Raw genomic sequence first — 24,910 nt, forward strand, 5'->3', positions numbered from 1 at the left:
GTGTGGGTGGAGCGTTTCGGCTTGGTTGTCTGCCAGCGTTCCGCTGGTGCATTCCCGCTGGCGATGCGCTGGCGGTGAGCGGTCCCGGGTCAAGCCCGGGATGACGGCCGAGGCAGGCATCTCTCTCCCCATATCGTCCGGCACCCGTGCTCACCATCAACCTGGTGAAGTGAGAACTTAATGCCGACGATCAACCAGCTGGTCCGCAAGGGCCGCGTTCCGCAGAAGGCCAAGAGCAAGGTCCCTGCGATGGAGCAGAACCCGCAGAAGCGCGGTGTCTGCACCCGCGTCTACACGACGACCCCGAAGAAGCCGAACTCGGCGCTGCGCAAGGTGGCCAAGGTGCGCCTGACCAACCAGCGCGAGGTCATCTCCTACATCCCGGGCGAGGGCCACAACCTGCAGGAGCACTCGGTGGTGCTGATCCGCGGCGGGCGTGTGCGCGACCTTCCGGGCGTGCGCTATCACGTCCTTCGCGGCGTGCTCGACACGCAGGGCGTGAAGGACCGCAAGCAGTCGCGCTCGAAGTACGGCGCCAAGCGGCCCAAGTAAGGGTTTAGGCTAGGTCCCGGCTGCGGACCGCTCCCCCTCCCGGACGCCCTACGGGGCAGCATCTGGGTGGCCGGGAGGGGGAGCGGGCCGGAGCCGCAAGCCCCGGCGGATGCCGGGGCGCATTCCGAAGGAATTACAAAGATGTCACGTCGTCGTCGTCCCGAAAAGCGGGTCATCCTGCCCGATCCCCAGTACGGGGATCAGATCCTGTCGAAGTTCATGAACAACCTCATGCTCGACGGTAAGAAGGCTGTTGCCGAAAAGATCGTCTATGGCGCGCTCGCCACGGTCGAAGCCAAGGCCAAGGCCGATCCCATCCAGCTGTTCCACGATGCGCTCAACAACGTGAAGCCGCAGGTCGAAGTGCGCAGCCGCCGCGTCGGTGGTGCCACGTATCAGGTGCCGGTGGAAGTGCGTCCCGAGCGTGCCCAGGCGCTCGCGATCCGCTGGCTGATCACGGCTGCGCGCGGTCGTCCGGAAACCACGATGGCCGCGCGGCTGTCGGGCGAGCTGCTCGATGCGGCCAACAACCGCGGCAACGCGGTGAAGAAGCGCGAGGACACGCACCGCATGGCGGACGCGAACCGCGCCTTCTCGCACTACCGCTGGTAAAACTCGCGGATTGTGGGCAGCCGGAGGATCAGGTCTTCCGGCTGTCACAATCTTCCCTATATGGGGCCCTGACCGCACCCCGGCGGCCCCCTCACAGTCAAGGAACCTGATATGGCCCGCGAGTATCCGCTGGAGCGCTATCGCAATATCGGCATCATGGCGCACATCGATGCCGGCAAGACCACCACGACCGAGCGTATCCTCTACTACACCGGCAAGTCCTACAAGATCGGCGAAGTGCACGATGGTGCCGCGACGATGGACTGGATGGAGCAGGAGCAGGAGCGCGGGATCACGATCACCTCGGCCGCGACCACGACCTTCTGGACCGCCGAGGACAGCTCGATGGACCCGATGAGCGATCCGGACGCGCTGCGCGAGGGCCAGCCCAAGCACCGCATCAACATCATCGACACCCCCGGCCACGTTGATTTCACCATCGAAGTCGAACGCTCGCTGCGCGTGTTGGACGGCGCGGTGGCCGTGTTCGACGGCGTGGCCGGCGTTGAGCCGCAGTCGGAAACCGTGTGGCGCCAGGCCGACAAGTACGGCGTCCCCAGAATGTGCTTCATCAATAAATTGGATCGCACCGGTGCCGACTTCTATTATTGCGTGCAGTCGATCATCGACCGCCTCGGCGCCAAGCCGCTGGTGCTCTATCTCCCGATCGGGGCCGAGAGCCAGCTTCAGGGCGTGGTCGACCTCGTCAACAACCGCGGCATCGTCTGGAAGGACGAAAGCCTCGGCGCGAAGTACGAGTTCATCGAAATTCCCGCTGACCTCGCCGACAAGGCGGCCGAGTACCGCGAGCGCCTGATCGAACTCGTCGTCGAGCAGGACGACGAGATCATGGAGAGCTACCTTGAAGGCAACGAGCCCGATGTTCCGACGATCAAGAAGCTGATCCGTCAGGGCACCATCGCGCGCGCCTTCGTGCCGGTGACCTGCGGCTCGGCGTTCAAGAACAAGGGCGTCCAGCCCCTGCTCGATGCCGTGGTCGACTACATGCCCTCGCCGCTCGACATTCCGCCGATCAAGGGCGTGCTGCCCGACAGCGACCAGGAAGACGAGCGTCCCTCGAGCGACGAGGCGCCCTTCGCCGCGCTCGCGTTCAAGATCATGAACGATCCCTTTGTCGGCTCGCTGACCTTCACCCGCATCTATTCGGGCAAGCTCACCAAGGGCCAGGTCCTGAACTCGGTGAAGGACAAGAAGGAAAAGATCGGCCGCATGCTGCTGATGCACTCGAACAACCGCGAGGACATCGATGAGGCCTTCGCGGGCGACATTGTTGCGCTGGCCGGCATGAAGGACACGACCACCGGGGACACCCTGTGCGATGCGTCCAAGCCGATCATCCTCGAGCGCATGGAATTCCCCGAGCCCGTGATCGAGCTCTCGGTGGAACCCAAGACCAAGGCCGACCAGGAAAAGATGGGCATCGCGCTCAACCGCCTGGCGCAGGAAGACCCCTCGTTCCGCGTGTCGACCGACCACGAAAGCGGTCAGACGATCATCAAGGGTATGGGCGAACTCCACCTCGACATCATCGTCGACCGCATGCGCCGCGAGTTCAAGGTCGAAGCCAACGTCGGCGCGCCGCAGGTGGCCTACCGCGAATACCTCGCCCGCGAGGTCGAAGTCGATTACACCCACAAGAAGCAGTCGGGCGGCTCTGGCCAGTTCGGCCGCGTGAAGGTCACGGTCACCCCGGGTGAGCGCGGCCAGGGCGTGATCTTCGAGGACCAGATCAAGGGCGGGAACATTCCGCGCGAATACATCCCGGCGATCGAAAAGGGCTTCCGCGAGCAGGCCGAGAGCGGCCATCTCGTGGGCTTCCCGATCATCGACTTCTCGATCAAGCTGACCGATGGTGCCTACCACGACGTCGACTCGAGCGCGATCGCGTTCGAAATCGCCGCGCGCGGTGCCATGCGCGAAGTGGCGCAGAAGTCGGGCATCAAGCTGCTCGAACCGATCATGAAGGTTGAAGTCGTCACCCCCGATGACTACCTCGGCGACGTCATCGGCGACCTCAACAGCCGCCGCGGCCAGATCCAGGGCACCGACACGCGCGGCAATGCCCAGGCCGTCGAAGCCTTCGTGCCGCTCGCCAACATGTTCGGCTACGTCAACGAGCTGCGTTCGTTCACCCAGGGGCGTGCGCAGTACACCATGCAGTTCTCGCACTATGACGAGGTTCCGGCCAACGTCGCAGCCGAGGTCAAGGAGAAACTTGCCTAAGCTGCCTCGGCAGTCTAGGGGCGGCGCCTGATTCTGCGGGCGCTGCCTTTCTCCCGCGAACACATCATCACATCCAAGAAGGTACACCAGAGAAATGGCCAAGGAAAAGTTCCAGCGGAATAAGCCGCACTGCAACATCGGCACCATCGGTCACGTCGACCATGGCAAGACCACGCTGACCGCGGCGATCACCAAGGTGATGGCTGAAACCTACGGCGGCAGCGCCGTGGACTTCGCCAACATCGACAAGGCCCCGGAAGAGCGCGAGCGCGGCATCACCATCTCGACCGCGCACGTCGAGTACGAATCGGCTGCCCGTCACTACGCGCACGTCGACTGCCCGGGCCACGCCGACTACGTGAAGAACATGATCACCGGTGCCGCCCAGATGGACGGCGCGATCCTGGTCGTGAACGCCGCCGACGGCCCGATGCCCCAGACCCGCGAGCACATCCTGCTCGCCCGTCAGGTCGGCGTGCCGGCGCTGGTCGTGTACATGAACAAGGTCGACCAGGTCGACGACGAGGAAATCCTCGAGCTCGTCGAACTCGAAGTGCGCGAGCTGCTGAGCTCGTACGACTTCGACGGTGACAACATTCCGATCGTCAAGGGTTCGGCTCTGGCCGCGCTTGAAGGCCGCGATGACAACATCGGCAAGGACTCGGTCATCGCCCTGATCGAAGCCGTCGACCAGTACATCCCGCAGCCCGATCGTCCGGTCGACAAGAGCTTCCTGATGCCGATCGAAGACGTGTTCTCGATCTCGGGCCGCGGCACCGTGGTGACCGGCCGTATCGAAACCGGCATCGTGAACGTCGGCGACGAAGTCGAAATCGTCGGCATCAAGGACACCCGCAAGACCACCGTCACCGGCGTGGAAATGTTCCGCAAGCTGCTCGATCGCGGTGAAGCCGGCGACAACGTCGGTGCCCTGATCCGCGGCGTCGCCCGTGAAGAAGTCGAGCGCGGCCAGGTTCTCGCCAAGCCGGGCACCGTGACCCCGCACACCGAGTTCTCGGCCGAGGTCTACGTGCTGTCGAAGGACGAAGGTGGCCGTCACACGCCGTTCTTCGCCAACTACCGCCCGCAGTTCTACTTCCGCACCACCGACGTGACCGGCGAAGTGATCCTTCCCGAAGGCACCGAAATGGTGATGCCGGGCGACAACGTGACCATCGGCGTCAAGCTGATCGCGCCGATCGCCATGGACGAAGGTCTGCGCTTCGCGATCCGCGAAGGTGGCCGCACCGTGGGTTCGGGCGTCGTCGCCAAGATCACCAAGTAAGGTGTTGCTCCGCTAGGGAGCGAAACTGAACGAAACGAGGCCCGGCGCTCATACGAGCTGCCGGGCCTCTTTTTGTGTAGGGCAGGGCGCCTTTCGGGCCCGAAATTGCAGTCGTTTCACGGTCATGTAATTTTCGGTCCGAGAGCCCTTGCCAGAATCCAACTCGGCCCGTATAGGCGCGCATCCCCGACGGAGATTCGTCTCCTGAAGGCACGAGTTTTGAGGAAGGCCGCCCGCTCACGGGAAACCGAAGCAAGCGGGGCGGTCTTTGTTTTTGGGAAATGCCGGTGCTGCCGGTTGCTCCTTGGCTCTTTCGCATCGGTAGTAGGACATGGAAGCTCAGAATATCCGTATTCGCCTCAAGGCGTTCGACCACCGCGTTCTCGACCAGGCGACTGGCGAGATCGCAGATACGGCACGCCGCACCGGCGCACTTATTCGCGGCCCCATTCCCCTGCCGACGCGTATCGAGAAGTTCACCGTGAACCGCGGCCCGCACGTCGACAAGAAGTCGCGCGAGCAGTTCGAGGTGCGCACCTACAAGCGGCTGCTCGACATCGTGCAGCCCAACGCCCAGACCGTGGACGCGCTGATGAAGCTCGATCTGGCTGCCGGCGTGAACGTCGAGATCAAGCTGGCCTAAGAGGCCGGCCGAAATGCCCCCCGCTTCGGCAGGGGGCCTCTATCGTTGGAGCCCAGATGGCTCCGCCTGACGATAGGGTGGATACCGCCGGAGAACATCTCCGGGCTGCGTCCCCCGTCTCGCTTCCAGCGGCCACCCGGCCAGCGGAGGCACTCAGCCCGGACGGGGCGATGCATGACATTCATGGGCTGAACGGGGCCGCAGGTGCATTCGCGTCTGCGGTCTCACACGCACCTTGCGGATGGTCTGCAGGGTGCCTCTGTTGAGGAGTGAACTGACGATGCGCACCGGCGTTATCGCAAAGAAAGTCGGGATGACCCGCCTCTTCCAGGAGGATGGACGGCACGTGCCCGTGACCGTTCTGTCGCTGGAAGAATGCCAGGTGGTCTCGCACCGCACCGAAGACCGCGATGGCTACTACGCCGTCCAGCTCGGCGCGGGCGAAGCCAAGCACAAGAACGTTGCCAAGCCGCAGCGTGAACAATTCGCCAAGGCCGATGTCGGCCTCAAGAAGCAGGTCGCCGAATTCCGCGTCGACAGCGCCGATGCGCTGGTCCCGGTCGGCGCCACCATCAGCGCCGAGCACTTCGTGGCCGGCCAGATGGTCGACATCACCGGCCACACGCAGGGCAAGGGCTTTGCCGGTGCCATGAAGCGCTGGGGCTTCGGCGGTATGCGCGCCACCCACGGCGTCTCGATCTCGCACCGTGCCCATGGTTCGACCGGTAACCGCCAGGATCCGGGCCGCGTGTTCAAGGGCAAGAAGATGGCCGGCCACATGGGCGACCGTCAGCGCACCCAGCAGAACCTCGAAATCGTCCGCACCGACGCCGAGCGCGGTCTCCTCTTCGTCAAGGGCTCGGTCCCGGGCGCGAAGAACGGCTGGCTGCTCGTCCGCGATGCGGTGAAGCTCAAGGCTCCGGCCGATCTGCCGTTCCCGGGCGCGATCCTCGAGAAGAAGGCCCCCGTGGCCGACGAGACCCCCGTCGCAGTGGAAGCCGTCGAGATCGACGCCGCGGCCACCGAAGAAAACAAGGAAGGCTGAGCCATGAAGATCAAGGTTCAGAACATCGAGGGCAAGGCCTCGGGCGACATCGAACTGTCGGATGACGTGTTCGGCATCGAGCCGCGTGCCGACATCCTGCACCGCGTGGTGACCTGGCAGCTCGAAAACCGCCGCGGCACCGCCCGCCCGACGCGCGAGCGTTCGGACGTGGCCCGCACCGGCAAGAAGTTCGGCAAGCAGAAGGGTGGCGGCACCGCCCGTCACGGCGACCGCGCGGCTCCGATCTTCATCGGCGGCGGCAAGGCGCACGGCGCGCGCAAGCGTGACTTCGAGCAGTCGCTCAACAAGAAGGTCCGTGCGCTCGGTCTCAAGATGGCGCTCTCGACCAAGGCCAAGAGCGGCCTCGTCGTGGTCGACAGCCTCGAGCTGGCCGACGCCAAGACCAAGGCGCTGAAGGGCCACCTCACCAAGGCCGGTCTGACCGGCAAGGTGCTGGTGATCGACGGCGAAGAGGTCGATGCGGGCTTCAAGAAGGCCGCCGGCAACCTGCCGGGCATCAATGTGCTCCCCGCCATCGGTGCCAATGTCTACGACATCCTCAACCACGACACGCTGGTGCTGACCAAGGCCGCTGTCGAAAAGCTGGAGGCGCGCTTCAATGGCTAAGAAGCAGACTGTCGACGCGCGTCACTACGATGTGATCATCGCGCCGCACATCACCGAAAAGTCGACCCTCGCGTCGGAAGCGAACGCCGTGGTCTTCAAGGTCGCCGGCAACGCGACCAAGCCGCAGATCAAGGAAGCGATCGAGGCGATCTACGACAAGAAGGTCGTCGCCGTGAACACCCTGATCCAGAAGGGCAAGACCAAGCGCTGGAAGGGCAAGGCCTATCAGCGCTCCGACGTGAAGAAGGCGATCGTCACCCTCGCCGAGGGTGAAATGATCGACATCACCAGCGGTATCTGAGGCCAAGGGACAGGAAACGAACAATGGCACTCAAGAACTACAAGCCGACCAGTCCTGCCCGCCGCGGTCTGATTCTGGTCGACAAGTCGGCGCTCTACAAGGGCAAGCCGGTCAAGGCGCTGACCGAAGGCAAGCGCAAGACCGGTGGCCGCAACAACAAGGGCCACGTCACCTCGCGCGGGATCGCCGGGGGCCACAAGCAGAAGTACCGCTTCATCGACTTCAAGCGTCGCAAGTGGGACATGCCGGCCACCGTCGAGCGTCTGGAATATGACCCGAACCGCACCGCCTTCATCGCACTGGTGAAGTACGAAGACGGCGAGCAGGCCTACATCCTCGCGCCGCAGCGTCTGGCTGTCGGTGACCAGGTCGTGGCCGGCGAGAAGGTCGACACCAAGCCCGGCAACGCGATGCTGCTGGGCCAGATGCCGGTTGGCACGATCTGCCACAACGTCGAGATGAAGCCGGGCAAGGGCGGCCAGATCGCCCGTTCGGCCGGCACCTATGTGCAGGTCGTCGGCCGTGACCGCGCTTTCGTGATCGTCCGCCTCAACTCGGGCGAGCAGCGTTACCTGCGCGCCGATTGCATGGGCACGGTGGGTGCGGTGTCGAACCCCGACAACGCCAACCAGAACTTTGCCAAGGCCGGCCGCGGCCGCTGGATGGGCAAGCGTCCGCTGACCCGCGGCGTTGCGAAGAACCCGGTCGACCACCCGCACGGTGGTGGTGAAGGCCGGACCTCGGGCGGTCGCCACCCGGTGACCCCGTGGGGCAAGCCGACCAAGGGTGCCCGCACGCGCCACAACAAGCAGACGGACAAGATGATCATCCGTTCGCGTCACGCGAAGAAGAAGAGGTAAGAGACGATGGCACGTTCCGTCTGGAAAGGTCCGTTTGTCGAGCTGAGCCTGCTGAAGAAGGCAGAAGAAGCGCAGGAGACCACGAACGCCAAGCCGATCAAGACCTGGTCGCGGCGTTCGACGATCCTGCCGCAGTTCGTCGGGCTCACCTTCAACGTCTACAACGGGCACAAGTTCATTCCCGTTTCGGTTTCGGAAGAAATGGTCGGCCACAAGCTCGGTGAATTTGCGCCCACGCGCACCTTCCCCGGTCACGCTGCCGACAAGAAGGGCAAGCGCTAATGGGCAAGGCAAAGGCACCCCGCCGCGTGGGCGATAACGAGGCGCTGGCCGTCGGCACCACGATCCGTGGTTCGGCGCAGAAGCTCAACCTCGTCGCGGCCCTGATCCGTGGCAAGAAGGCCGAAGAGGCGATGAACATCCTCGCCTTTTCGAAGCGGGCGATGGCGCGCGATGCGAGCAAGGTGCTCGCCTCGGCGATCGCCAATGCCGAAAACAACCACAACCTCGATGTCGACGCGCTGGTCGTCGCTGAAGCGAGCGTGGGCAAGTCGGTGACGATGAAGCGCTTCCACACCCGTGGCCGCGGAAAGTCGACCCGGATCCTCAAGCCGTTCTCGCGTCTGCGGATCGTCGTTCGCGAAGCAGAGGAGGCCTGAGATGGGTCAGAAGAGCAATCCGATCGGTCTGCGCCTGCAGATCAACCGCACCTGGGACAGCCGCTGGTACGCCGAAGGGCGTGACTATGCGGGCTTGCTCAAGGAAGACATCGCGATCCGCAAGTACATCATGAAGAACCTGCCCCAGGCGGCGGTTTCGAAGGTGGTGATCGAGCGTCCGGCCAAGCTGTGCCGCGTGTCGATCTATGCGGCCCGTCCTGGTGTCATCATCGGCAAGAAGGGCGCGGACATCGAGAAGCTGCGCTCGAAGCTGGCGACCATGACCGCGAGCGACGTGAAGCTGAACATCGTCGAGATCCGCAAGCCGGAAATCGACGCGAAGCTCGTCGCGCAGGGCATCGCCGACCAGCTGGTGCGCCGCGTGGCGTTCCGCCGGGCGATGAAGCGCGCGGTGCAGTCGGCTCTCCGTCTGGGTGCCGAAGGCATCAAGATCGTGTGCGGCGGCCGTCTCGGCGGGGCGGAAATCGCCCGCGTCGAATGGTATCGCGAAGGCCGCGTGCCGCTTCACACCCTGCGTGCGAACATCGATTACGCCGAGACCGAGGCGCTCACCGCCTACGGGATCATCGGGATCAAGGTGTGGATCTTCAAGGGCGAGATCCTTGCCCATGATCCGACCGCGCAGGACCGCCTGATGATGGAAGCCCAGACTTCCGGCGTCCGCCCGGCTCGTTGAGGTAACAGACCATGTTGCAACCGAAAAAGACCAAGTTCCGCAAGCAGTTCAAGGGCCGGATCAAGGGCGATGCCAAGGGCGGCACCACCCTGAACTTCGGGTCCTATGGCCTGAAGGCACTTGAGCCCGAGCGGGTCACCGCCCGCCAGATCGAAGCCGCGCGTCGTGCGATCACCCGTCACATCAAGCGTCAGGGTCGTCTCTGGATCCGCGTGTTCCCCGATGTGCCCGTGTCGAAGAAGCCTGCCGAAGTCCGTCAGGGTAAGGGCAAGGGTTCGGTCGAGTACTGGGCGGCCAAGGTGAAGCCGGGCCGCATCCTGTTCGAGCTCGACGGCGTTGCCGGCCCGCTGGCCGCCGAAGCCTTCGAGCGTGCAGCGATGAAGCTGCCGATCAAGACCAAGGTTGTCGCCCGTCTCGGCGACACCAGCCACCTGGGAGGCGAATAATGGCCGATATCGCGGACCTTCGCACCAAGACCGATGACCAGCTGACCGCCGAGCTCACCGAGCTCAAGCGCGAGCAGTACAATCTGCGGTTCCAGGCTGCGACCAACCAGCTCGAGGCTCCCTCGCGCATCCGTCAGGTGCGCCGGACCATCGCGCAGATCAAGACGCTGCAAAGCGAGCGCGCGGCGAAAGCCGCCGCCGCCAAGGCGTAAGGAGAAAGCACATGCCCAAGCGCATCCTCGTCGGGACTGTGACCTCCGACAAGACCGACAAGACCGTGACCGTGCTGGTCGAACGCAAGGTGAAGCACCCGCTCTACGGGAAGATCATCCGTCGCTCGAAGAAGTATCACGCGCACGACGAGACGAACGAATACACCGTGGGTGACGTGGTGCGGATCGAAGAGACCCGCCCCATGTCCAAGACCAAGACCTGGATCGTCAAGGACCGGGTCGTGGCGGGCGGCGTGCAGGCGGTGGAAGCTGACCTCGACGTCGCGGCTGCGGGCAACTGAATTAGGCGTAATCGGAACTGTCAGGCCCCGGTCGGATCGGGTGTCCTGATAAGCCAGTGAGAAGGAAGACGGATCAATGATCCAGATGCAATCCAATCTCGACGTCGCGGACAACAGCGGCGCCAAGCGCGTCCAGTGCATCAAGGTGCTGGGTGGCTCGAAGCGTCGTACCGCGGGCGTCGGCGATGTGATCGTCGTCTCCATCAAGGAGGCGCAGCCGCGCACCAAGGTCAAGAAGGGCGACGTTCACCGCGCGGTAATCGTGCGCACCCGCAAGGACGTGCGTCGTCCGGATGGTACCGTCATCCGCTTCGACACCAACGCCGCGGTGCTCGTGAACAAGAACGAGGAGCCGATCGGCACCCGTATCTTCGGCCCCGTGGTGCGCGAACTGCGCTCGAAGGGCTTCATGAAGATCATCTCGCTCGCGCCGGAGGTGTTGTGATGGCTGCCGCGAAGATCAAGAAGGGTGACAGCGTCGTCGTGCTGTCGGGCAAGGACAAGGGCCGCACCGGTACGGTCGCCCAGGTTCTCCCGAAGGACGGCAAGGTCGTTGTCGAAGGCGTCAACATCGTCGCCCGTCACCGCAAGCCCAGCCAGTCCAACCCCCAGGGTGGCATCGACCGCTTCGCCGCGCCGATGGCCATCTCGAAGGTTGCGCTCGCTGATCCCAAGACCGGCAAGGCCACCCGCGTCCGTTTCGAAGTGAAGGACGGCAAGAAGGTGCGCGTTGCGGTCAAGAGTGGGGAGACCATCGATGGCTGATTACACCGCCCGGATGAAGGCCAAGTACGATAATGAAATCGTCAAGGCCATGATCGAGAAGTTCGGCTACAAGAACCGCATGGAAGTGCCCAAGCTCGAGAAGATCACGCTCAACATGGGCGTGGGCGAGGCGAGCCAGGACAAGAAGAAGGTTCAGACCGCCGCCGAGGAAATGGCGCTGATCGCCGGCCAGAAGCCGGTCATCACCATCGCCAAGAAGTCGATCGCGCAGTTCAAGCTGCGTGAAGGCATGCCGATCGGCTGCAAGGTGACCCTGCGCCGCGAGCGGATGTACGAATTTCTCGACCGTCTCGTCACCGTCGCCATGCCGCGCATCCGCGACTTCCGCGGGCTGAACGCCAAGTCGTTCGACGGCCGCGGCAACTACGCGATGGGGCTGAAGGAACAGATCGTGTTCCCCGAAATCAGCTACGACAAGATCGAGAAGGTGCGTGGGATGGACATCATCGTCACCACCACCGCCAAGACCGACGAAGAGGCGCGCGAGCTGCTGCGTCTTTTCGGCTTCCCCTTCGCAGGCGAAGCCAAGACCGAACAGAAGGAAGCGGCGTAAGCCGCCTCCCGTTAGTGACACGAAAGCAGAGAGCTTAAGTCCATGGCGAAACTGAGTTCCATCAACAAGAATGAGCGTCGCAAGAAGCTCGTGAAGCAGTACGCTGCGAAGTACGAGAAGCTGAAGGCGATTGCCAACGATGAAAGCCTCGACGAGACCGAGCGCCTGATGGCCCGGCTCAAGATGGCTGAGCTTCCGCGCAACGCGAACCCGACCCGGGTGCGCAACCGTTGCGCCACCACCGGCCGCCCGCGCGGCTATTACCGCAAGTTCGGCATCAACCGCATCGAACTGCGTCAACTTGGCAACCGGGGCATGATCCCGGGTTTGACCAAGTCGAGCTGGTGAGGACTAGACAATGGCAATGACCGATCCTCTGGGTGACATGCTCACCCGCATCCGCAACGGCCAGCGCGCCAAGAAGGACTCCGTCCTGACCCCGGCGAGCAACCTGCGTGCGAGCGTGCTCGAAGTGCTTCAGCGTGAAGGCTACATCCGTGGCTACAGCGAAGACACGTCGGGCAAGCACAAGGCGCTGCGGATCGAACTGAAGTATTTCGAAGGCGAGCCCGCGATCAAGCACGTGGCTCGCGTCTCGAAGCCGGGCCGCCGCGTCTATTCGGGTTCCAAGGAACTGCCGACGATCCGCAATGGCCTGGGCATCACCATCGTCTCGACGCCGCGCGGCGTGCTCTCGGATGCCGAAGCGCGCAGCCACAACGTCGGCGGCGAAGTCCTGGCGGAGGTGTTCTGATGAGCCGCATCGGTAAGAAGCCGGTCGCGATCCCTGGCGGGGTGACCGCCAGCATCGAAAACGGCACGCTCAGCGTGAAGGGCCCCAAGGGCACCCTCACCATGGGGCTGTCCGACCTCATCACCTACTCGCTCGAGGAAGGCGCGATCTCGGTCAAGCCGGCCAACGACAGCAAGCAGGCCCGCGCGTTCTGGGGCATGCAGCGCACGCTGGTGTCGAACCTGGTGGAAGGCGTCAGCGCCGGCTTCACCAAGGTGCTCGTCATCAAGGGCGTCGGCTACCGCGCCAACGCTCAGGGTTCGACCCTGAAGCTGCAGCTCGGCTACAGCCACGACGTCGACCTGCCGGTGCCCGCCGGTCTTGAAGTCAAGACCCCGGACCAGACCACGATCGAGATTTCCGGCACCGACAAGCAGGCCGTCGGCCAGTTTGCCGCCGAAATCCGCCGCTGGCGCAAGCCCGAGCCCTACAAGGGCAAGGGGATCGCCTATCGCGGCGAGTTTATCTTCCGCAAGGAAGGGAAGAAGAGATAAGATGGCAAAGCTTTCCCTTTTCGAACGTCGCCGTCGCCGGGTTCGCACTGCGCTTCGTGCGCGTGCCGGTGGCAAGCCCCGTCTGTCGGTGCACCGCACCGGCCGTCACATCTACGCCCAGATCATCGACGATGCGGCCGGCAAGACCGTCGCTGCCGCATCGACGCTCGGTGCCAAGGCGAGCGGCGCCAATGTCGACGCCGCTGCCGAAGTCGGCAAGGCGATCGCCGAGGCCGCCAAGAAGGCGGGCGTGACCACTGTCGTGTTCGATCGCGGCGGGTTCCTGTTCCATGGCCGCGTCAAGGCGCTGGCCGATGCCGCCCGTGAAGGCGGGCTGGAGTTCTGATCATGGCTGACGAAAACACCATCGAAACCCCGGACGTGGCCGGCGACATCGGCGGCGACGCCGGTGAAGCGCAGGGTCGTCGCGGGCGTGGCCGTGGCGGCAACCGCGAGGGCGGCGAAGGCCGTGGTCGCGGGCGGGGCGGTCGTGACGACCGTCGCGGGCCCAAGCAGGAAGAAGATGACGGCATCATCGAGAAGCTGGTGCACATCAACCGCGTCTCCAAGACCGTGAAGGGCGGCAAGCGCTTCGGCTTTGCGGCGCTGGTCGTGGTCGGCGACGGTCAGGGCCGCGTCGGCTTCGGCCACGGCAAGGCCCGCGAAGTGCCCGAGGCGATCACCAAGGCGACCGCTTCGGCGCGCAAGAAGATGATCCGCGTGCCGCTCAAGGAAGGTCGCACCCTGCACCATGACGGCAATGGCCGTTTCGGCGCGGGCAAGGTCACCCTTCGCACGGCGCCTCCGGGCACCGGCATCATCGCCGGCGGTCCGATGCGCGCCGTGTTCGAGAGCCTCGGCGTTGCCGACGTGGTGACCAAGTCGGTCGGCACCTCGAACCCCTACAACATGATCCGCGCCACCTTTGACGCGCTCGCCGACCAGACTTCGCCGAAGTCGGTCGCACAGCGTCGCGGCAAGAAGGTTGCCGACCTCCTGGGTCGCGGCGGGGCCAGCGCAGTCGAGGCGGAAGCCGAAGCTGCCGCGATCGTGGAGTAACGTCAGATGGCTACCATCAAGATCAAGCAGATCGGCTCGCCGATCCGTCGTCCCGCCAGCCAGCGCCAGATCCTCATCGGTCTGGGGCTGAACAAGATGCACAAGATTGTCGAGCGTCAGGACACCCCCGAGGTGCGCGGCGCGATCGCCAAGATCCCGCATCTGGTGCAGGTGGTGGACTGACCTTCTAGCCCTCTCCCCTTGCGGGAGAGGGTTGGGAGAGGGGATGCGAGCGCACGCTCGCACCTGCCCCTCTCAACTCCGACTAGCGAGCAAGCTCGCAAGTCTCCGTATCTCTCCCGCGAGGGGAGAGAAGGATCATAGCGCGACAAAAGCGAAAGCGAGTGCACACATGAAACTGAATGACATCCGCGACAACGCCGGTGCCCGCAAGGGCCGCGTCCGTGTCGGCCGTGGTATCGGCTCGGGCAAGGGCAAGACCTCGGCACGCGGCCAGAAGGGCCAGAAGGCCCGTTCGGGCGTGGCCATCAAGGGCTTCGAGGGCGGCCAGATGCCGCTCCACATGCGCCTGCCGAAGCGCGGCTTCAACAACCCCTTCGCCAAGGACTACGCCGAAGTGAACATCGGCATGATCCAGAAGTTCATCGACGCGGGCAAGCTCGACGCCTCGGCCCCCATCACCGAGGAAGCGCTGCGCGCGGCCGGTTTGGTGCGCGGCGGCAAGGATGGCGTGCGTCTGCTCGGCAAGGGTGAGATCACCGCCAAGGCGACCTTCGCGGTCACCGGCGCGACCAAGGGTGCGATCGCCGCGGTCGAAAAGGCCGGCGGCAGCGTCGAAGTGGCGCCCGAGCCGACCCCCGAGCACGAGAAGAAGCTCGCCCGGCGCGACGCCAACAAGGCCGCCAAGGCCAAGTAATCGACAAAAGGTGGCGCGCGGGGGTTCGACAAGAGCCCCCGCGCTCCCTATTTACGCTCTCGCGCGCTCCGGCGGCTCTTTCCCCAGGGCAAGACACCGCCACGGCGCCCCCGGATCAAGAGCTAGGATCGACCCGACCCCATGGCATCACGCGCCGACAATATCGCGAGCAACCTCAACCTCGGCAATTTCGCCAAGGCGACCGAGCTCAAGCAGCGCATCTGGTTCACCATCGGCGCGCTGATCGTCTTCCGCTTCCTGAGCTTCGTGCCGCTGCCGGGGATCGATCCAGTCAAGCTCGCCGAGTTCAACAGCCGCGCCTCGGGCACGATCCTCGACCTGTTCAACGCCTTCTCGGGCGGCGCGCTCGAACGCATGAGCCTGATCGCGGTCGGCATCATGCCCTACATCACCGCCTCGATCGTGGTGCAGATGGCCTCGGCGCTGCACCCGGCGCTCGCCGCGCTGAAGAAGGAAGGGGCGAGCGGGCGGCAGAAATTGAACCAGTATACCCGCTACGGCGCGGTGCTGCTGTGCATCATCCAGGGCTATGCGGTGGCGGCGAACGCGGTGGCGCAGGGCTTCGCGGTCGACACCGGCCCGCTGTTCTACGTCTCGACGATCATCAACGTCACCGGCGGGACAATGTTCCTGCTGTGGCTCGGCGAGCAGATCACCAGCCGCGGCATCGGCAACGGCGTGTCGCTGATCATCATGGCGGGCATCGTCGCGGCCTTCCCGCAGTTCATCGGCAGCCTGTTCGAGGGCGGCCGGACCGGTGCGATCTCGGAAATCGTGATCATCGGCTTCGTTGCCATGGTGGTGTTCCTGATCCTCGGCATCGCCTTCATGGAGCGGGCCCAGCGCCGTCTCACCATCCAGTATCCCAAGCGCGCGACCGAGCGCGGGATGATGCAGGCCGAACGGTCCTACCTGCCGCTCAAGATCAACACCGCGGGCGTGATCCCGCCGATCTTCGCGAGCTCGCTGCTGCTGCTGCCGCTGACGATCACGCAGCTCGTCGGCGGCTCGATCGAGCCCGGCACGACGACCTATGACGTGCTGCAGACGATGAACCAGTATCTCCAGCACGGCCAGCCGCTCTACATGACGCTCTATGCGCTGGGCATCATCTTCTTCTGCTTCTTCTACACCGCGGTCGTGTTCAACCCGGAAGAGACCGCGGACAACCTCAAGAAGAACGGCGGCTCGATCCCCGGCATCCGCCCGGGCAAGCGCACCGCGGACTATCTCGAATATGTCCTGACCCGCATCACCGTGATCGGCTCGATCTACCTTACGGTGGTGTGCGTCCTGCCTGAAGCGGTGATCGCGCAGACCGGGATTCCGCTGTTCCTCGGCGGCACCAGCCTGCTGATCGTGGTCAACGTCACGGTGGACACCATCAGCCAGATCCAGTCGCACCTGCTCGCGCTGCAATATGGCGACCTCATCAAGAAGGCCAAACTCAAGGGACGGATGCGCTGATATCCGACGATAGTCGGCTTGACGCGCCCGCATGCTTGGTTGAACCCGTAAGTCTGAACAAACGCGCGCGGCGCTGATCCGCGGCGACAATGGGGGACGGTTCGTGAACATCATTCTTCTTGGCCCTCCCGGCGCCGGCAAGGGAACGCAGAGCGCGGGGCTGGTCGAGCGGCATGGCATGCGCCAGCTCTCCACCGGCGACATGCTGCGCGCCGCGGTCAAGGCCGGTACGCCGGTGGGCATGCGCGCAAAGGAAGTCATGGAGCGCGGCGAGCTGGTCTCGGACGCGATCGTTTCCGATCTTATCGACGCCGAGCTGGCCGCGATGGGCCCCGAAACCGGCGCGATCTTCGACGGCTATCCCCGCACCGCCGCTCAGGCCGATGCGCTCGACGCGATCCTCGCGAAGAACGGCCGCGCGCTCGACCATGTGATCGAGCTCGAGGTGGACGAGGACGCGCTGGTCGAACGCATCACCGGGCGCTTCTCCTGCGGCAATTGCGGCACGCTCTATCACGACACCGCCAACCCCCCGAAGGTGGACGGCGTGTGCGACACCTGCGGCAGCACCGAATTCAAGCGCCGCCCGGATGACAACGAGGAAACCGTGCGCACCCGCATGGCCGAATACCGCGCCAAGACCGCGCCGATCCTGCCGGGCTACGAAGCACGCGGGATAGTAGCACGGGTCGATGGCATGGCGGCGATCGACACGGTCGCAGGGCAGATCGACGCGATCCTCGGACACTGAACGGGGCCGGGCTGGGCGGGGGCTTGTGCCCCGCGCGCTTTTGCCGCAGCCTTGCCGGCATGGTTTCGCGAGGGGAGGGTCTTGCCATGAAGTTTCGGGTCACGGTGCTCACGCTCGGTGCGCTGGCCGCGCTCGCAGGCGCCCCGGCCGGCGCCGAGGTGACGCGCACCACCGAGGTCGGCTTCGTCTCGCGCAACGAGGTGGTGGTGAGCGCCACCCCTAAGGAGGTGTGGCTCGCGCTCATCAGCCCGGCCGACTGGTGGGACAAGGCGCATACCTGGTCGGGCGATTCCGCCAATCTCGCCCTGACCCCGCAGGCGGGCGGGTGTTTCTGTGAGACCATTCCCGAGGTCGACGAGCCGGGGCGTTTCTCGCTCGAGGGCAGCGTCGAGCACATGCGCGTGGTCCAGGCCTATCCCGAGGCCGCGCTGCGGATGGTCGGCAGCCTCGGCCCGCTCCAGAGCGAACCGGTGACCGGCGTGCTGACGATCGCGCTGAGCAAGCACGAGAAGGGCACGCGGATCGTGTGGGAGTACAACGTCGGCGGGTCGATGCGATACGAGGTTCCGGTGATTGCCAAGGCGGTCGACGGGGTGCTGGCGACGCAACTTGCCGCGCTCGCCAAGCCGCTCGGCGTGGTGGCCCTCCCGCCGCCGCCGCCCGCGCCAGCTCCGGCCCCTGCCGAGGCACCGGCTCCTGCGCCAGCCGGTGCTCCCGCGCCTGCGGCCAGCAAGCCTGCTGCGCCCGCAGCATCGGCCGCACCCAAGAAGCCCGCTGCGAGCGCCGTCGCGCCCAAGCCTGCGGCGCCCTCGGCGGCCGCGCCCAAGCCTGCCACTGCGCCTGCAGCAGGGACCGCCAAGCCCGCAGCCCCGGCCGCAGCGCCAAGCCCCGCGCCCAAACCCACCCCCAAGCCTGCCACTGTCGAGGATGCCTTCAGCGATCTCGACGACAAGCCGGGGCGGTGAACGCGGGGCAGGGCCGCTCGCTATCTGGTTGATGCGCTAGGGCGTTTGGCGCATTGTACGGTTTCCAAGCCAGGCGGTTGACGCCCCGCGCGAATCAGCCTATGCGCGCCCCTCATTCGACATGTTCGAAGCAAGTTCGGCAGGCATCGCCCTTGCGCGTGCCGACCGGACTTTTTGCCGTTTGTGATCCTGCCCCCGTGGCGCGATCCTCCGGCAGGCGGACATGAAGGTGAATGAGCGTTGAGATAGGGGTGGCCCCTCAAGGCCGCAAGCCCCTGTGGAGCATGGAGAAATAAGTGGCTCGTATTGCCGGGGTCAATATCCCCACCAACAAGCGCGTGATCATCGCGCTGACCTATATTCACGGGATCGGTCGCACGACCGCCGTCCAGATCGCCGACAAGCTGGGCATTGCGCACACTGCGCGCGTGCAGGATCTCTCGGATGAAGAGATTCTGCGCATCCGCGAAACCATCGATGCCGACTTCACCGTGGAAGGCGACCTGCGTCGCCAGACCGCGATGAACATCAAGCGCCTGATGGACCTGCGTGCTTATCGCGGCCTGCGTCACCGCTCGGGCCTGCCCGTCCGCGGCCAGCGCACCCACACCAACGCCCGCACCCGCAAGGGCAAGGCCAAGCCCATCGCGGGCAAGAAGAAGTAAGCTGGCGGGCCTCAGGGCTTTCCCGCTTTTTCCTTCTTACGAGCTAGAGGAATATAGACAATGGCACGCGAACCAGGCCGTATCCGGCGCCGTGACAAGAAGAACATCACCAGCGGCGTTGCGCATATCAACGCCAGTTTCAACAACACCATGATCACCATCACCGACGCGCAGGGCAATGCCATCTCGTGGTCGTCCGCCGGGATGATGGGCTTCAAGGGGAGCCGCAAGTCGACGCCCTACGCCGCGCAGGTTGCCGCCGACGATGCCGGCAAGAAGGCCGCCGAACACGGCGTGCGCACGCTCGAGGTCGAAGTGAAGGGCCCGGGCTCGGGCCGCGAAAGCGCGCTGCGCGGGCTTGCGGCTGTCGGTTTCAACATTACCTCGATCCGCGACGTCACCCCGATCCCGCACAACGGGGTCCGTCCGTCCAAGCGTCGCCGCGTCTGATCCGCCGGGATGGCGGCGGCAACGCGTGTCGCCGCCACCCGATCGGGTCTGATGCCGCGTCGCTCATGCGCATCCGGCCCGCCCAAGTTTGAACCGCCCACAAGGCGAATTAGGGGATATCCATGTCCGTCAACACCAAGAACTGGCAGGAACTCAAGAAACCCAACTCCCTGGAAATCAAGGACGGCGGCGATCGTCAGCGCAAGGCGACCTTCGTGGCCGAACCGCTCGAGCGGGGCTTCGGCCTGACGCTCGGCAACGCGCTGCGCCGGGTGCTGCTCTCGAGCCTGCAGGGCGCCGCGATCACCTCGATCAAGATCGAGAACGTGCTGCACGAATTCTCGAGCCTCGCGGGCGTGCGTGAGGACGTCACCGACATCGTCCTCAACGTCAAGCAGATCGCGCTCAAGATGGAAGGCGAGGGCCCCAAGCGGCTGCAGCTTTCGGCCACCGGCCCGGGCGCGGTCAAGGCGGGTGACATCGCCGTCACCGGCGACATCGAGGTGATGAACAAGGACCTCGTGATCTGCCAGCTCGATGAAGGCGCGACGCTCAACATGGAGCTCACCGCCGACACGGGCAAGGGCTACAGCCCGGCCGTGCAGAACCGTCCGGCCGATGCGCCGATCGGCCTGATCCCGGTCGACTCGCTCTACTCGCCCGTGCGTCAGGTCAGCTACAAGGTCGAGAACGCCCGCGTCGGGCAGGAGCTCGATTACGACAAGCTCTCGCTGACCGTCGAGACCGATGGCACCGTTACCCCGGAAGACGCCGTGGCCTATGCCGCGCGCATCCTCCAGGACCAGCTGACGCTGTTCGTCCACTTCGAGGACGGCATCCCGCAGCCGGTCGGCCAGATGATCGGTCACGCGGTTCAGCCCGAAGAGAGCGACGCCAACCAGCTCAACCGCTACCTCCTCAAGAAGGTCGACGAGCTGGAACTGTCGGTGCGTTCGGCCAACTGCCTCAAGAACGACAACATCATCTACATCGGCGATCTGGTCCAGAAGACCGAAGCCGAGATGCTGCGCACGCCGAACTTCGGCCGCAAGTCGCTCAATGAGATCAAGGAAGTGCTCTCGAGCATGGGCCTGCGTCTGGGCATGGACATCCCCGGCTGGCCGCCCGAGAACATCGAAGAGATGGCCAAGAAGTTGGAACAGGAACTTCTCGGGTAAGCATTTCGGGAGCCCCTGCGACAGCGGGGGCTCACCATATGGGCGAAGGTGGCAGCCCTGACGGCCACCAGCACTGGGCTACCTGACACGGGCCCTTTTCGAACGGAGTAAAGATTATGCGTCATGGTATTTCGGGCCGCAAGCTGGGCCGCCGCACGGGTCACCGCAACGCCCTGTTCCGCAACATGGCCGCCGCGCTGATCAAGCACGAGCAGATCAAGACCACGCTGCCCAAGGCCAAGGAACTGCGCCCCTATATCGAAAAGCTGATCACGCTCGCCAAGCGTGGCGGCCTGTCGAACCGTCGTCTCGCGATGAGCCGTCTGGGTGACGAGGCGCAGCTCAAGAAGCTCTTCGAAGTGCTCGCCGAGCGTTACGCTGACCGTGAAGGCGGCTACACCCGCGTCCTGCGCGCCGGCGTGCGCCCGGGCGATGCGGTGCAGATGGCGATCATCGAGCTCGTCGACCGTGACGAGAGCGCCCGCGGTCAAGATTCGGGCCCGGTCGCATCGGAAGACGAATACGAAGACGCGTAAGCCGCGGCTTCCACGAGACAAGGCAAGGGCCGGGGCGAAAGCGCTTCCGGCCCTTTCCTTTTGCGCCGCTGCCGATAGGCTGCGCGCCATGATCCGCACCGCCCTTGCAGCCACAGCGCTGTTTCTCGCCGCCGTTCCTACCACTGCCCAGAACCAGCAGGAAGCGCTCGATGCGCGCTACGACCGCGCGCTTGCGGCGGGTTACAAGGCTTTGATGCTGTGCAGCGCGATTGCCAATGCCGAGGCGAACGGCACGACGCGCTCTCCGGAGAGCGTGGCGCGCTGGGAGCTCACCGGCATCCAGTCGCCGCTCGATGCCATCGTGCGCGAGCTCGATCACCGGATTGTCCGCGGCGAGGATGGCGGCCTGCTGAGCGTCGCAGTCGAGTGGTCTGGGGCACTGCCGCCGCGGGTCGCCAGCCATTCCGGCGGGGAGGGGTGCCGCCTCGCCCCGATCGGAACCGTCCTCGAGCTACCCGAAGGTGCGGCGGTCGAGCCCGCAGCCGCTGCGGGCGAGCCGGGCAGCGTGCTTTCGATCCAAAGCCGCTCGGAGGCGTCACCTGCGCTGATTGCGGCGATGTTCGGCGCTTTCGAGAGCCGCTATGGCGAGGGTTCGCGCACCACGGCGGTCGTTGTTTCGAGCCCTGGCAACGGCCTCTCACTCTACCATTCTGAATTCGACACGGACGTGCCGCAGCGGACCTGGTCGGTCGCCAAGAGCATCGCGGCAACGCTGGTGGGCGCGGCGGTCTATCGCGGGGAGGCGGACGTCCAGGCCTCGGCCGGGCTGGGTGTGGACAAGACCGACCCGCGCCGCTCCATCACCATCGATCACCTGCTGCGCATGGCCTCAGGGCGCTATTCCGACACCCCGGGCAACCGCACCGATCCGCTTTACTGGGGTGGGGGAACGGTGGACGAGGTCGCGCTCGACTGGCCGCTGATCGATCGGCCTGGTGCCACTTATCGCTACGCCAACAACGACACGCTCGCCGCCATCGCCGCCATCAGGGCGACGTTCGAGGCCCATCCCCCGGCCGACTTCTTCGCCAGGCTGGGGATGGAGCACACCGTGGCCGAAACCGACGCGCAGGGCGGCTACATCCTCTCCAGCCAGGTCTGGACCACAGCGCATGACCTCGCGAAGTTCGGACAGCTCTACCTCGACGACGGCAAGCTGCCCGATGGCACCCGCATCCTGCCCGAGGGCTGGGTGAAGTATGTCACCACCCCCTCAGGCCCGCAGCCGCCGACGGGCACCTTCGGCTACGGGGCGGGGTTCTGGCTCCTCAACAAGGAGGAAGGCGTGCCGTCCGACACCTTCGCCGCCATCGGCAACCGCGGGCAATATGTGGTGATCGTCCCCTCGCGCAAGGTCGTGATCGTGCGGCGCGGGGAGGATCCGGTGGGGAGCGGGTTCGATATCGCCTCCTTCACCCGCGATGTGCTGGCGGCGCTTCCGGCGGAGTAAGTTCACCTGATACATGCGGTCGCCGCCTGTGTGCGCGTGTCACATTGCGACCAATCGTTCATCTAAAACGCTTTTTAAATTAACAACACCTGTCACGCCAATTCAGGCAAGCCTCACGCCGAATCGCGCAAAACGCTCCTCGACACCCCGCAATCACGCGCGCGGTGCCAGACGAGGAATGCTCCGATGACCACCAAGACCAACCGGCTGGCCTCCGGCACCATGGCCCGGCTCGCTCTCGGCGCGGTGGCTGCCACCGCCCTGACCGCAGCCTCCGTCACCCCCGCCATGGCGCGCGACCACCGCGACCGCGATGGCATCAGCGCGGGCGAGATCATCGCCGGCGCGGTGGTGATCGGCGGGATTGCCGCGCTTGCGGGTGCCTTCGACGGCGACCGCGGCCGTGACCGCTACGACTACCGCGACGGATATCGCGGCGACCGCTACGACTATCGCGGCGGCTACGGCTTCGCGGGCGGCCCGCGTGCGGCGGTCGACCGCTGCGTGCGCGCTGCCGAGAACCAGGCGCGGCGCTTCGGCGGCTACCGCTATGCCGACGTGATCGACGTGCGCGACATCGACCGCACCCGCGACGGCTTCCGTGTCCGCGGCCGGATCGATGTCGGCGGCGGCTGGGGCCGGAATGACCGTGGTAGCTTCACCTGCCGGGTCGACGGAAGGGGCGCGCCCTTCATCGACTTCGACGGCATCCGGCGCCTGCGCTGACCGTCAACCTGATCCCCTCGCGCGCGGTGTTCCTGCCTTTTCGCCGCGCGCATCCTCCCCGCCCCGCCGCCGTCCACCCGGCGCGCGGGGCGGCACTTGTGCGCCTCCGCGCGGTTCAGCCCAGCGCAAGCTCGCCACGGCTAGTCCTGCGGATCATCCGGGCGTTGGTGGGCGCCGGGCCCATGAACAGGAGGAGAGCGCATCATGGCTCTGACATTGCGCGCGGGGCTGCTCGCCGCAGCACTGGCTGGCACCACCCTTCTTACCGCCCCCGCCGCGGCCGCGCCGCTCGCACCCGGTAGCGCGGTATCGACCTATTTCGCCCCCTCGGCTTTCGACCCCGCTGCCGAGACGGCGCAGTGGGGCTGCCGCCGCTATTGCGGCTGGGGTCGGGGCTGGGGCCGCCGGGGCTGGCGCGGTGGCTGGCGCCGCAACCGGATCGATGCGGGCGACGTGCTGATCGGCGCCGCGATCATCGGCGGGGCGCTCGCCATCGCCGATTCCCAGCGCCGTCGCGAACGCGAGCGCGAGGTCGTGGTGATCGAGCGCGACCTGCGCTACCGTGACAGCGATCCCGACCGGGACCGCCGCGATGTGCGCCGGTCGGGCTCCTCGGGCCTCGACAGCGCGGTCGACATGTGTCTCGACCGGATCGAGCGCGACGTCCGGGTCGACAGCGTCGATAATGTCCAGCGCACTGCGAGCGGCTGGGAGGTGACGGGCGCCATCTTCAACGGTGCGCCGTTCCGCTGCCGGATCGGCAATGACGGGCGGATCGACCGGATCGACTATGACGGCGCTTTCGGCGCGGGCGGCTGGGGCGAGCCCCAGACCGCGGCCGAACAGCCCGCCGCGGGGCAGTGGGACGCCCGGGCCTACGCCGCCGCGCGCGCTGGCCTTGGGGGGACGGTGCGCCCCGACATGGCGGTGCAGGAGACCGAGGTGCGCGGCGGCCTGGCGGTGGCCCCGACCGGCGCGCCTGCCGCAGCGCCCGCAGCAGCCGCTGGCGCGCTTCCGGCCTATCCCGGCGGGCCGATCCCCGGCGAGGTCATCCCCGAGACGCTGGAAGAGGCGACCGGCGGCTAGTCCCCGCCGCCGCGCTCGCCGCCATAGCTCGGAAGGCCCCATTCCCAGCGGATTGCCGCGCTCCTTAGCGCGAATCCGCAGGCAAAGGCGAAGCCCCAGGCGAACTCGCCCGGAAGGCCGAGCGGGGCCATCGCCAGCATCCCCGCAACGCTCAGCGCCGAGGTCAATGCGGCGGGGGTGACGTAGAGTTCGGGGCTCATGATGATCGAGGGGCGGCCTGCGACCACGTCGCGGATGATCCCCCCGACGCAGCCGGTGATCACGCCCATCAGCGCGGCGGGAACCGGCGGGATTCCGTAGGCGAGCGCCTTCGCGCTGCCGAGCACGGCATAGGCAGCGAGCCCCGCACCGTCGGCATAGGCGAAGCCCTTGCCCTCCCACCAGCGCACCGGCGTGAACCACGCGATCAGCGCCGTGCCGAGGCAGACGGCGGCGACCCAAGGATCGTCGATCCAGAACACCGGCGCGCGGATCAGCAGATCGCGCACCGTGCCGCCGCCCACGCCCGTCACCAGCGCGAAGAAGGCCATGGTGACGAAGGTCTGCC

At 65.6% G+C, this 24,910-nt stretch carries 36 protein-coding genes; 35 read left to right on the forward strand and 1 reads right to left on the reverse strand.

Annotated features, from left to right (window positions below; genetic code table 11):
• Positions 1 to 180: 180 nt before the first annotated feature.
• The 35 genes from rpsL to AX692_RS07725 all read left to right on the forward strand — a co-directional run bounded on the left by rpsL (position 181) and on the right by AX692_RS07725 (position 24,363).
• The gene (gene rpsL / locus AX692_RS07555) at positions 181 to 552 is read left to right on the forward strand and encodes a 30S ribosomal protein S12 (protein WP_006831873.1); all 372 of its coding nucleotides are present in this window, start codon (positions 181 to 183) and stop codon (positions 550 to 552) included.
• 141 nt (positions 553 to 693) lie between these two features.
• Positions 694 to 1,164 (forward strand): 30S ribosomal protein S7, encoded by a 471-nt coding sequence (gene rpsG / locus AX692_RS07560; protein ID WP_069310558.1) that lies wholly within the window; start codon positions 694 to 696, stop codon positions 1,162 to 1,164.
• Positions 1,165 to 1,275: 111 nt separating this feature from the next.
• The gene (gene fusA / locus AX692_RS07565; RefSeq protein ID WP_073975072.1) at positions 1,276 to 3,408 is read left to right on the forward strand and encodes an elongation factor G; all 2,133 of its coding nucleotides are present in this window, start codon (positions 1,276 to 1,278) and stop codon (positions 3,406 to 3,408) included.
• A gap of 94 nt (positions 3,409 to 3,502) precedes the next feature.
• The gene (tuf, locus tag AX692_RS07570) at positions 3,503 to 4,693 is read left to right on the forward strand and encodes an elongation factor Tu (protein WP_066529795.1); all 1,191 of its coding nucleotides are present in this window, start codon (positions 3,503 to 3,505) and stop codon (positions 4,691 to 4,693) included.
• A gap of 331 nt (positions 4,694 to 5,024) precedes the next feature.
• Positions 5,025 to 5,336 (forward strand): 30S ribosomal protein S10, encoded by a 312-nt coding sequence (gene rpsJ, locus AX692_RS07575; protein ID WP_017665146.1) that lies wholly within the window; start codon positions 5,025 to 5,027, stop codon positions 5,334 to 5,336.
• Between the two features lie 280 nt (positions 5,337 to 5,616).
• Positions 5,617 to 6,381 carry a 50S ribosomal protein L3 gene (gene rplC, locus AX692_RS07580; RefSeq protein WP_073975071.1) on the forward strand — a complete coding sequence of 255 codons (765 nt, stop codon included), beginning with the start codon at positions 5,617 to 5,619 and terminating at the stop codon, positions 6,379 to 6,381.
• A 3-nt stretch (positions 6,382 to 6,384) separates the two neighbouring features.
• On the forward strand, positions 6,385 to 7,008 hold the full coding sequence (rplD, locus tag AX692_RS07585; protein WP_073975070.1) for a 50S ribosomal protein L4: 624 nt from the start codon (positions 6,385 to 6,387) through the stop codon (positions 7,006 to 7,008).
• Entirely contained in the window at positions 7,001 to 7,309 is a 309-nt protein-coding gene (locus AX692_RS07590) for a 50S ribosomal protein L23 (protein ID WP_073975069.1), read from the forward strand. The genes rplD and AX692_RS07590 overlap by 8 nt, the downstream gene beginning before the upstream one ends.
• A 23-nt stretch (positions 7,310 to 7,332) precedes the next feature.
• Positions 7,333 to 8,169 carry a 50S ribosomal protein L2 gene (gene rplB, locus AX692_RS07595; RefSeq protein WP_017665142.1) on the forward strand — a complete coding sequence of 279 codons (837 nt, stop codon included), beginning with the start codon at positions 7,333 to 7,335 and terminating at the stop codon, positions 8,167 to 8,169.
• 6 nt (positions 8,170 to 8,175) lie between these two features.
• The gene (rpsS, locus tag AX692_RS07600; protein ID WP_068862137.1) at positions 8,176 to 8,451 is read left to right on the forward strand and encodes a 30S ribosomal protein S19; all 276 of its coding nucleotides are present in this window, start codon (positions 8,176 to 8,178) and stop codon (positions 8,449 to 8,451) included.
• Positions 8,451 to 8,828: a 50S ribosomal protein L22 gene (rplV, locus tag AX692_RS07605; RefSeq protein ID WP_017665140.1), complete on the forward strand. Its 378-nt coding sequence runs from the start codon at positions 8,451 to 8,453 to the stop codon at positions 8,826 to 8,828. The genes rpsS and rplV overlap by 1 nt, the downstream gene beginning before the upstream one ends.
• Before the next feature lies 1 nt (position 8,829).
• Positions 8,830 to 9,525, forward strand: a complete 696-nt coding sequence (rpsC, locus tag AX692_RS07610; RefSeq protein ID WP_017665139.1) for a 30S ribosomal protein S3 — start codon at positions 8,830 to 8,832, stop codon at positions 9,523 to 9,525.
• Positions 9,526 to 9,536: 11 nt separating this feature from the next.
• Complete coding sequence (gene rplP / locus AX692_RS07615) at positions 9,537 to 9,971, forward strand: 50S ribosomal protein L16 (protein ID WP_017665138.1); 435 nt, start codon at positions 9,537 to 9,539, stop codon at positions 9,969 to 9,971.
• On the forward strand, positions 9,971 to 10,183 hold the full coding sequence (gene rpmC, locus AX692_RS07620) for a 50S ribosomal protein L29 (RefSeq protein ID WP_066529807.1): 213 nt from the start codon (positions 9,971 to 9,973) through the stop codon (positions 10,181 to 10,183). Before rplP ends, rpmC begins: the two co-directional genes overlap by 1 nt.
• Before the next feature lie 11 nt (positions 10,184 to 10,194).
• Complete coding sequence (gene rpsQ, locus AX692_RS07625) at positions 10,195 to 10,485, forward strand: 30S ribosomal protein S17 (protein ID WP_073975068.1); 291 nt, start codon at positions 10,195 to 10,197, stop codon at positions 10,483 to 10,485.
• Positions 10,486 to 10,561: 76 nt separating this feature from the next.
• The gene (rplN, locus tag AX692_RS07630) at positions 10,562 to 10,930 is read left to right on the forward strand and encodes a 50S ribosomal protein L14 (RefSeq protein WP_066529816.1); all 369 of its coding nucleotides are present in this window, start codon (positions 10,562 to 10,564) and stop codon (positions 10,928 to 10,930) included.
• Complete coding sequence (rplX, locus tag AX692_RS07635) at positions 10,930 to 11,250, forward strand: 50S ribosomal protein L24 (RefSeq protein WP_073975067.1); 321 nt, start codon at positions 10,930 to 10,932, stop codon at positions 11,248 to 11,250. The genes rplN and rplX overlap by 1 nt, the downstream gene beginning before the upstream one ends.
• On the forward strand, positions 11,243 to 11,824 hold the full coding sequence (rplE, locus tag AX692_RS07640; protein WP_073975066.1) for a 50S ribosomal protein L5: 582 nt from the start codon (positions 11,243 to 11,245) through the stop codon (positions 11,822 to 11,824). The genes rplX and rplE overlap by 8 nt, the downstream gene beginning before the upstream one ends.
• 42 nt (positions 11,825 to 11,866) lie before the next feature.
• Complete coding sequence (rpsN, locus tag AX692_RS07645) at positions 11,867 to 12,172, forward strand: 30S ribosomal protein S14 (protein ID WP_073975065.1); 306 nt, start codon at positions 11,867 to 11,869, stop codon at positions 12,170 to 12,172.
• A gap of 10 nt (positions 12,173 to 12,182) precedes the next feature.
• The gene (gene rpsH, locus AX692_RS07650) at positions 12,183 to 12,578 is read left to right on the forward strand and encodes a 30S ribosomal protein S8 (RefSeq protein ID WP_073975064.1); all 396 of its coding nucleotides are present in this window, start codon (positions 12,183 to 12,185) and stop codon (positions 12,576 to 12,578) included.
• On the forward strand, positions 12,578 to 13,111 hold the full coding sequence (gene rplF / locus AX692_RS07655; RefSeq protein ID WP_073975063.1) for a 50S ribosomal protein L6: 534 nt from the start codon (positions 12,578 to 12,580) through the stop codon (positions 13,109 to 13,111). The genes rpsH and rplF overlap by 1 nt, the downstream gene beginning before the upstream one ends.
• 1 nt (position 13,112) lies before the next feature.
• Positions 13,113 to 13,457 (forward strand): 50S ribosomal protein L18, encoded by a 345-nt coding sequence (gene rplR, locus AX692_RS07660; RefSeq protein ID WP_017665129.1) that lies wholly within the window; start codon positions 13,113 to 13,115, stop codon positions 13,455 to 13,457.
• A 2-nt stretch (positions 13,458 to 13,459) separates the two neighbouring features.
• Entirely contained in the window at positions 13,460 to 14,170 is a 711-nt protein-coding gene (gene rpsE, locus AX692_RS07665; protein ID WP_073975062.1) for a 30S ribosomal protein S5, read from the forward strand.
• Between the two features lie 6 nt (positions 14,171 to 14,176).
• Entirely contained in the window at positions 14,177 to 14,353 is a 177-nt protein-coding gene (gene rpmD, locus AX692_RS07670) for a 50S ribosomal protein L30 (RefSeq protein WP_066529830.1), read from the forward strand.
• 169 nt (positions 14,354 to 14,522) lie between these two features.
• Complete coding sequence (rplO, locus tag AX692_RS07675) at positions 14,523 to 15,047, forward strand: 50S ribosomal protein L15 (RefSeq protein ID WP_073975061.1); 525 nt, start codon at positions 14,523 to 14,525, stop codon at positions 15,045 to 15,047.
• 141 nt (positions 15,048 to 15,188) lie between these two features.
• On the forward strand, positions 15,189 to 16,535 hold the full coding sequence (gene secY / locus AX692_RS07680) for a preprotein translocase subunit SecY (protein WP_073975060.1): 1,347 nt from the start codon (positions 15,189 to 15,191) through the stop codon (positions 16,533 to 16,535).
• Positions 16,536 to 16,638: 103 nt separating this feature from the next.
• Positions 16,639 to 17,286: an adenylate kinase gene (locus tag AX692_RS07685; protein ID WP_073975059.1), complete on the forward strand. Its 648-nt coding sequence runs from the start codon at positions 16,639 to 16,641 to the stop codon at positions 17,284 to 17,286.
• An 86-nt stretch (positions 17,287 to 17,372) separates the two neighbouring features.
• Positions 17,373 to 18,251, forward strand: a complete 879-nt coding sequence (locus AX692_RS20080; protein ID WP_196489954.1) for an SRPBCC family protein — start codon at positions 17,373 to 17,375, stop codon at positions 18,249 to 18,251.
• A gap of 296 nt (positions 18,252 to 18,547) precedes the next feature.
• Entirely contained in the window at positions 18,548 to 18,916 is a 369-nt protein-coding gene (gene rpsM, locus AX692_RS07695; RefSeq protein WP_017666382.1) for a 30S ribosomal protein S13, read from the forward strand.
• A 60-nt stretch (positions 18,917 to 18,976) separates the two neighbouring features.
• The gene (gene rpsK, locus AX692_RS07700) at positions 18,977 to 19,366 is read left to right on the forward strand and encodes a 30S ribosomal protein S11 (protein ID WP_017666383.1); all 390 of its coding nucleotides are present in this window, start codon (positions 18,977 to 18,979) and stop codon (positions 19,364 to 19,366) included.
• A gap of 122 nt (positions 19,367 to 19,488) precedes the next feature.
• Positions 19,489 to 20,544: a DNA-directed RNA polymerase subunit alpha gene (locus AX692_RS07705; protein WP_017666384.1), complete on the forward strand. Its 1,056-nt coding sequence runs from the start codon at positions 19,489 to 19,491 to the stop codon at positions 20,542 to 20,544.
• A gap of 116 nt (positions 20,545 to 20,660) precedes the next feature.
• A complete protein-coding gene (gene rplQ, locus AX692_RS07710) occupies positions 20,661 to 21,080 on the forward strand; it encodes a 50S ribosomal protein L17 (protein WP_073973164.1) in 420 nt (139 codons plus the stop codon).
• A gap of 88 nt (positions 21,081 to 21,168) precedes the next feature.
• Positions 21,169 to 22,551 carry a serine hydrolase domain-containing protein gene (locus tag AX692_RS07715; RefSeq protein ID WP_073973165.1) on the forward strand — a complete coding sequence of 461 codons (1,383 nt, stop codon included), beginning with the start codon at positions 21,169 to 21,171 and terminating at the stop codon, positions 22,549 to 22,551.
• Between the two features lie 186 nt (positions 22,552 to 22,737).
• Complete coding sequence (locus AX692_RS07720; protein ID WP_073973166.1) at positions 22,738 to 23,277, forward strand: hypothetical protein; 540 nt, start codon at positions 22,738 to 22,740, stop codon at positions 23,275 to 23,277.
• Positions 23,278 to 23,481: 204 nt separating this feature from the next.
• Positions 23,482 to 24,363, forward strand: a complete 882-nt coding sequence (locus AX692_RS07725; protein WP_073977619.1) for a hypothetical protein — start codon at positions 23,482 to 23,484, stop codon at positions 24,361 to 24,363.
• Here the strand turns inward: AX692_RS07725 and AX692_RS07730 are convergent.
• Positions 24,360 to 24,910 (reverse strand): trimeric intracellular cation channel family protein (locus AX692_RS07730; RefSeq protein ID WP_073977620.1); only part of this gene is annotated, 551 nt, incomplete at its 5' end. The two genes, AX692_RS07725 and AX692_RS07730, sit on opposite strands and share 4 nt — an antisense overlap.

Source organism: Erythrobacter donghaensis, from assembly GCF_001557325.1.
Taxonomy (GTDB): Bacteria; Pseudomonadota; Alphaproteobacteria; order Sphingomonadales; family Sphingomonadaceae; genus Erythrobacter; species Erythrobacter donghaensis_B.

Coding starts and splice junctions, on each gene's coding strand:
- rpsG (WP_069310558.1), top strand. CDS start 694: ATGTCACGTCGTCGTCGTCCCGAAAAGCGGGTCATCCTGCCCGATCCC.
- rplD (WP_073975070.1), top strand. CDS start 6,385: ATGAAGATCAAGGTTCAGAACATCGAGGGCAAGGCCTCGGGCGACATC.
- rplC (WP_073975071.1), top strand. CDS start 5,617: ATGCGCACCGGCGTTATCGCAAAGAAAGTCGGGATGACCCGCCTCTTC.
- AX692_RS07590 (WP_073975069.1), top strand. CDS start 7,001: ATGGCTAAGAAGCAGACTGTCGACGCGCGTCACTACGATGTGATCATC.
- rplR (WP_017665129.1), top strand. CDS start 13,113: ATGGCAAAGCTTTCCCTTTTCGAACGTCGCCGTCGCCGGGTTCGCACT.
- AX692_RS07720 (WP_073973166.1), top strand. CDS start 22,738: ATGACCACCAAGACCAACCGGCTGGCCTCCGGCACCATGGCCCGGCTC.
- secY (WP_073975060.1), top strand. CDS start 15,189: ATGGCATCACGCGCCGACAATATCGCGAGCAACCTCAACCTCGGCAAT.
- rplE (WP_073975066.1), top strand. CDS start 11,243: ATGGCTGATTACACCGCCCGGATGAAGGCCAAGTACGATAATGAAATC.
- rpsE (WP_073975062.1), top strand. CDS start 13,460: ATGGCTGACGAAAACACCATCGAAACCCCGGACGTGGCCGGCGACATC.
- rplV (WP_017665140.1), top strand. CDS start 8,451: ATGGGCAAGGCAAAGGCACCCCGCCGCGTGGGCGATAACGAGGCGCTG.
- rplQ (WP_073973164.1), top strand. CDS start 20,661: ATGCGTCATGGTATTTCGGGCCGCAAGCTGGGCCGCCGCACGGGTCAC.
- AX692_RS07725 (WP_073977619.1), top strand. CDS start 23,482: ATGGCTCTGACATTGCGCGCGGGGCTGCTCGCCGCAGCACTGGCTGGC.
- rpsL (WP_006831873.1), top strand. CDS start 181: ATGCCGACGATCAACCAGCTGGTCCGCAAGGGCCGCGTTCCGCAGAAG.
- rpsH (WP_073975064.1), top strand. CDS start 12,183: ATGGCAATGACCGATCCTCTGGGTGACATGCTCACCCGCATCCGCAAC.
- rplB (WP_017665142.1), top strand. CDS start 7,333: ATGGCACTCAAGAACTACAAGCCGACCAGTCCTGCCCGCCGCGGTCTG.
- rplP (WP_017665138.1), top strand. CDS start 9,537: ATGTTGCAACCGAAAAAGACCAAGTTCCGCAAGCAGTTCAAGGGCCGG.
- rpsC (WP_017665139.1), top strand. CDS start 8,830: ATGGGTCAGAAGAGCAATCCGATCGGTCTGCGCCTGCAGATCAACCGC.
- fusA (WP_073975072.1), top strand. CDS start 1,276: ATGGCCCGCGAGTATCCGCTGGAGCGCTATCGCAATATCGGCATCATG.
- rplX (WP_073975067.1), top strand. CDS start 10,930: ATGGCTGCCGCGAAGATCAAGAAGGGTGACAGCGTCGTCGTGCTGTCG.
- rpmD (WP_066529830.1), top strand. CDS start 14,177: ATGGCTACCATCAAGATCAAGCAGATCGGCTCGCCGATCCGTCGTCCC.
- rplN (WP_066529816.1), top strand. CDS start 10,562: ATGATCCAGATGCAATCCAATCTCGACGTCGCGGACAACAGCGGCGCC.
- rplO (WP_073975061.1), top strand. CDS start 14,523: ATGAAACTGAATGACATCCGCGACAACGCCGGTGCCCGCAAGGGCCGC.
- rpsN (WP_073975065.1), top strand. CDS start 11,867: ATGGCGAAACTGAGTTCCATCAACAAGAATGAGCGTCGCAAGAAGCTC.
- tuf (WP_066529795.1), top strand. CDS start 3,503: ATGGCCAAGGAAAAGTTCCAGCGGAATAAGCCGCACTGCAACATCGGC.
- rpsK (WP_017666383.1), top strand. CDS start 18,977: ATGGCACGCGAACCAGGCCGTATCCGGCGCCGTGACAAGAAGAACATC.
- rplF (WP_073975063.1), top strand. CDS start 12,578: ATGAGCCGCATCGGTAAGAAGCCGGTCGCGATCCCTGGCGGGGTGACC.
- rpsS (WP_068862137.1), top strand. CDS start 8,176: ATGGCACGTTCCGTCTGGAAAGGTCCGTTTGTCGAGCTGAGCCTGCTG.
- AX692_RS07705 (WP_017666384.1), top strand. CDS start 19,489: ATGTCCGTCAACACCAAGAACTGGCAGGAACTCAAGAAACCCAACTCC.
- AX692_RS20080 (WP_196489954.1), top strand. CDS start 17,373: ATGAAGTTTCGGGTCACGGTGCTCACGCTCGGTGCGCTGGCCGCGCTC.
- AX692_RS07715 (WP_073973165.1), top strand. CDS start 21,169: ATGATCCGCACCGCCCTTGCAGCCACAGCGCTGTTTCTCGCCGCCGTT.
- rpmC (WP_066529807.1), top strand. CDS start 9,971: ATGGCCGATATCGCGGACCTTCGCACCAAGACCGATGACCAGCTGACC.
- rpsQ (WP_073975068.1), top strand. CDS start 10,195: ATGCCCAAGCGCATCCTCGTCGGGACTGTGACCTCCGACAAGACCGAC.
- rpsJ (WP_017665146.1), top strand. CDS start 5,025: ATGGAAGCTCAGAATATCCGTATTCGCCTCAAGGCGTTCGACCACCGC.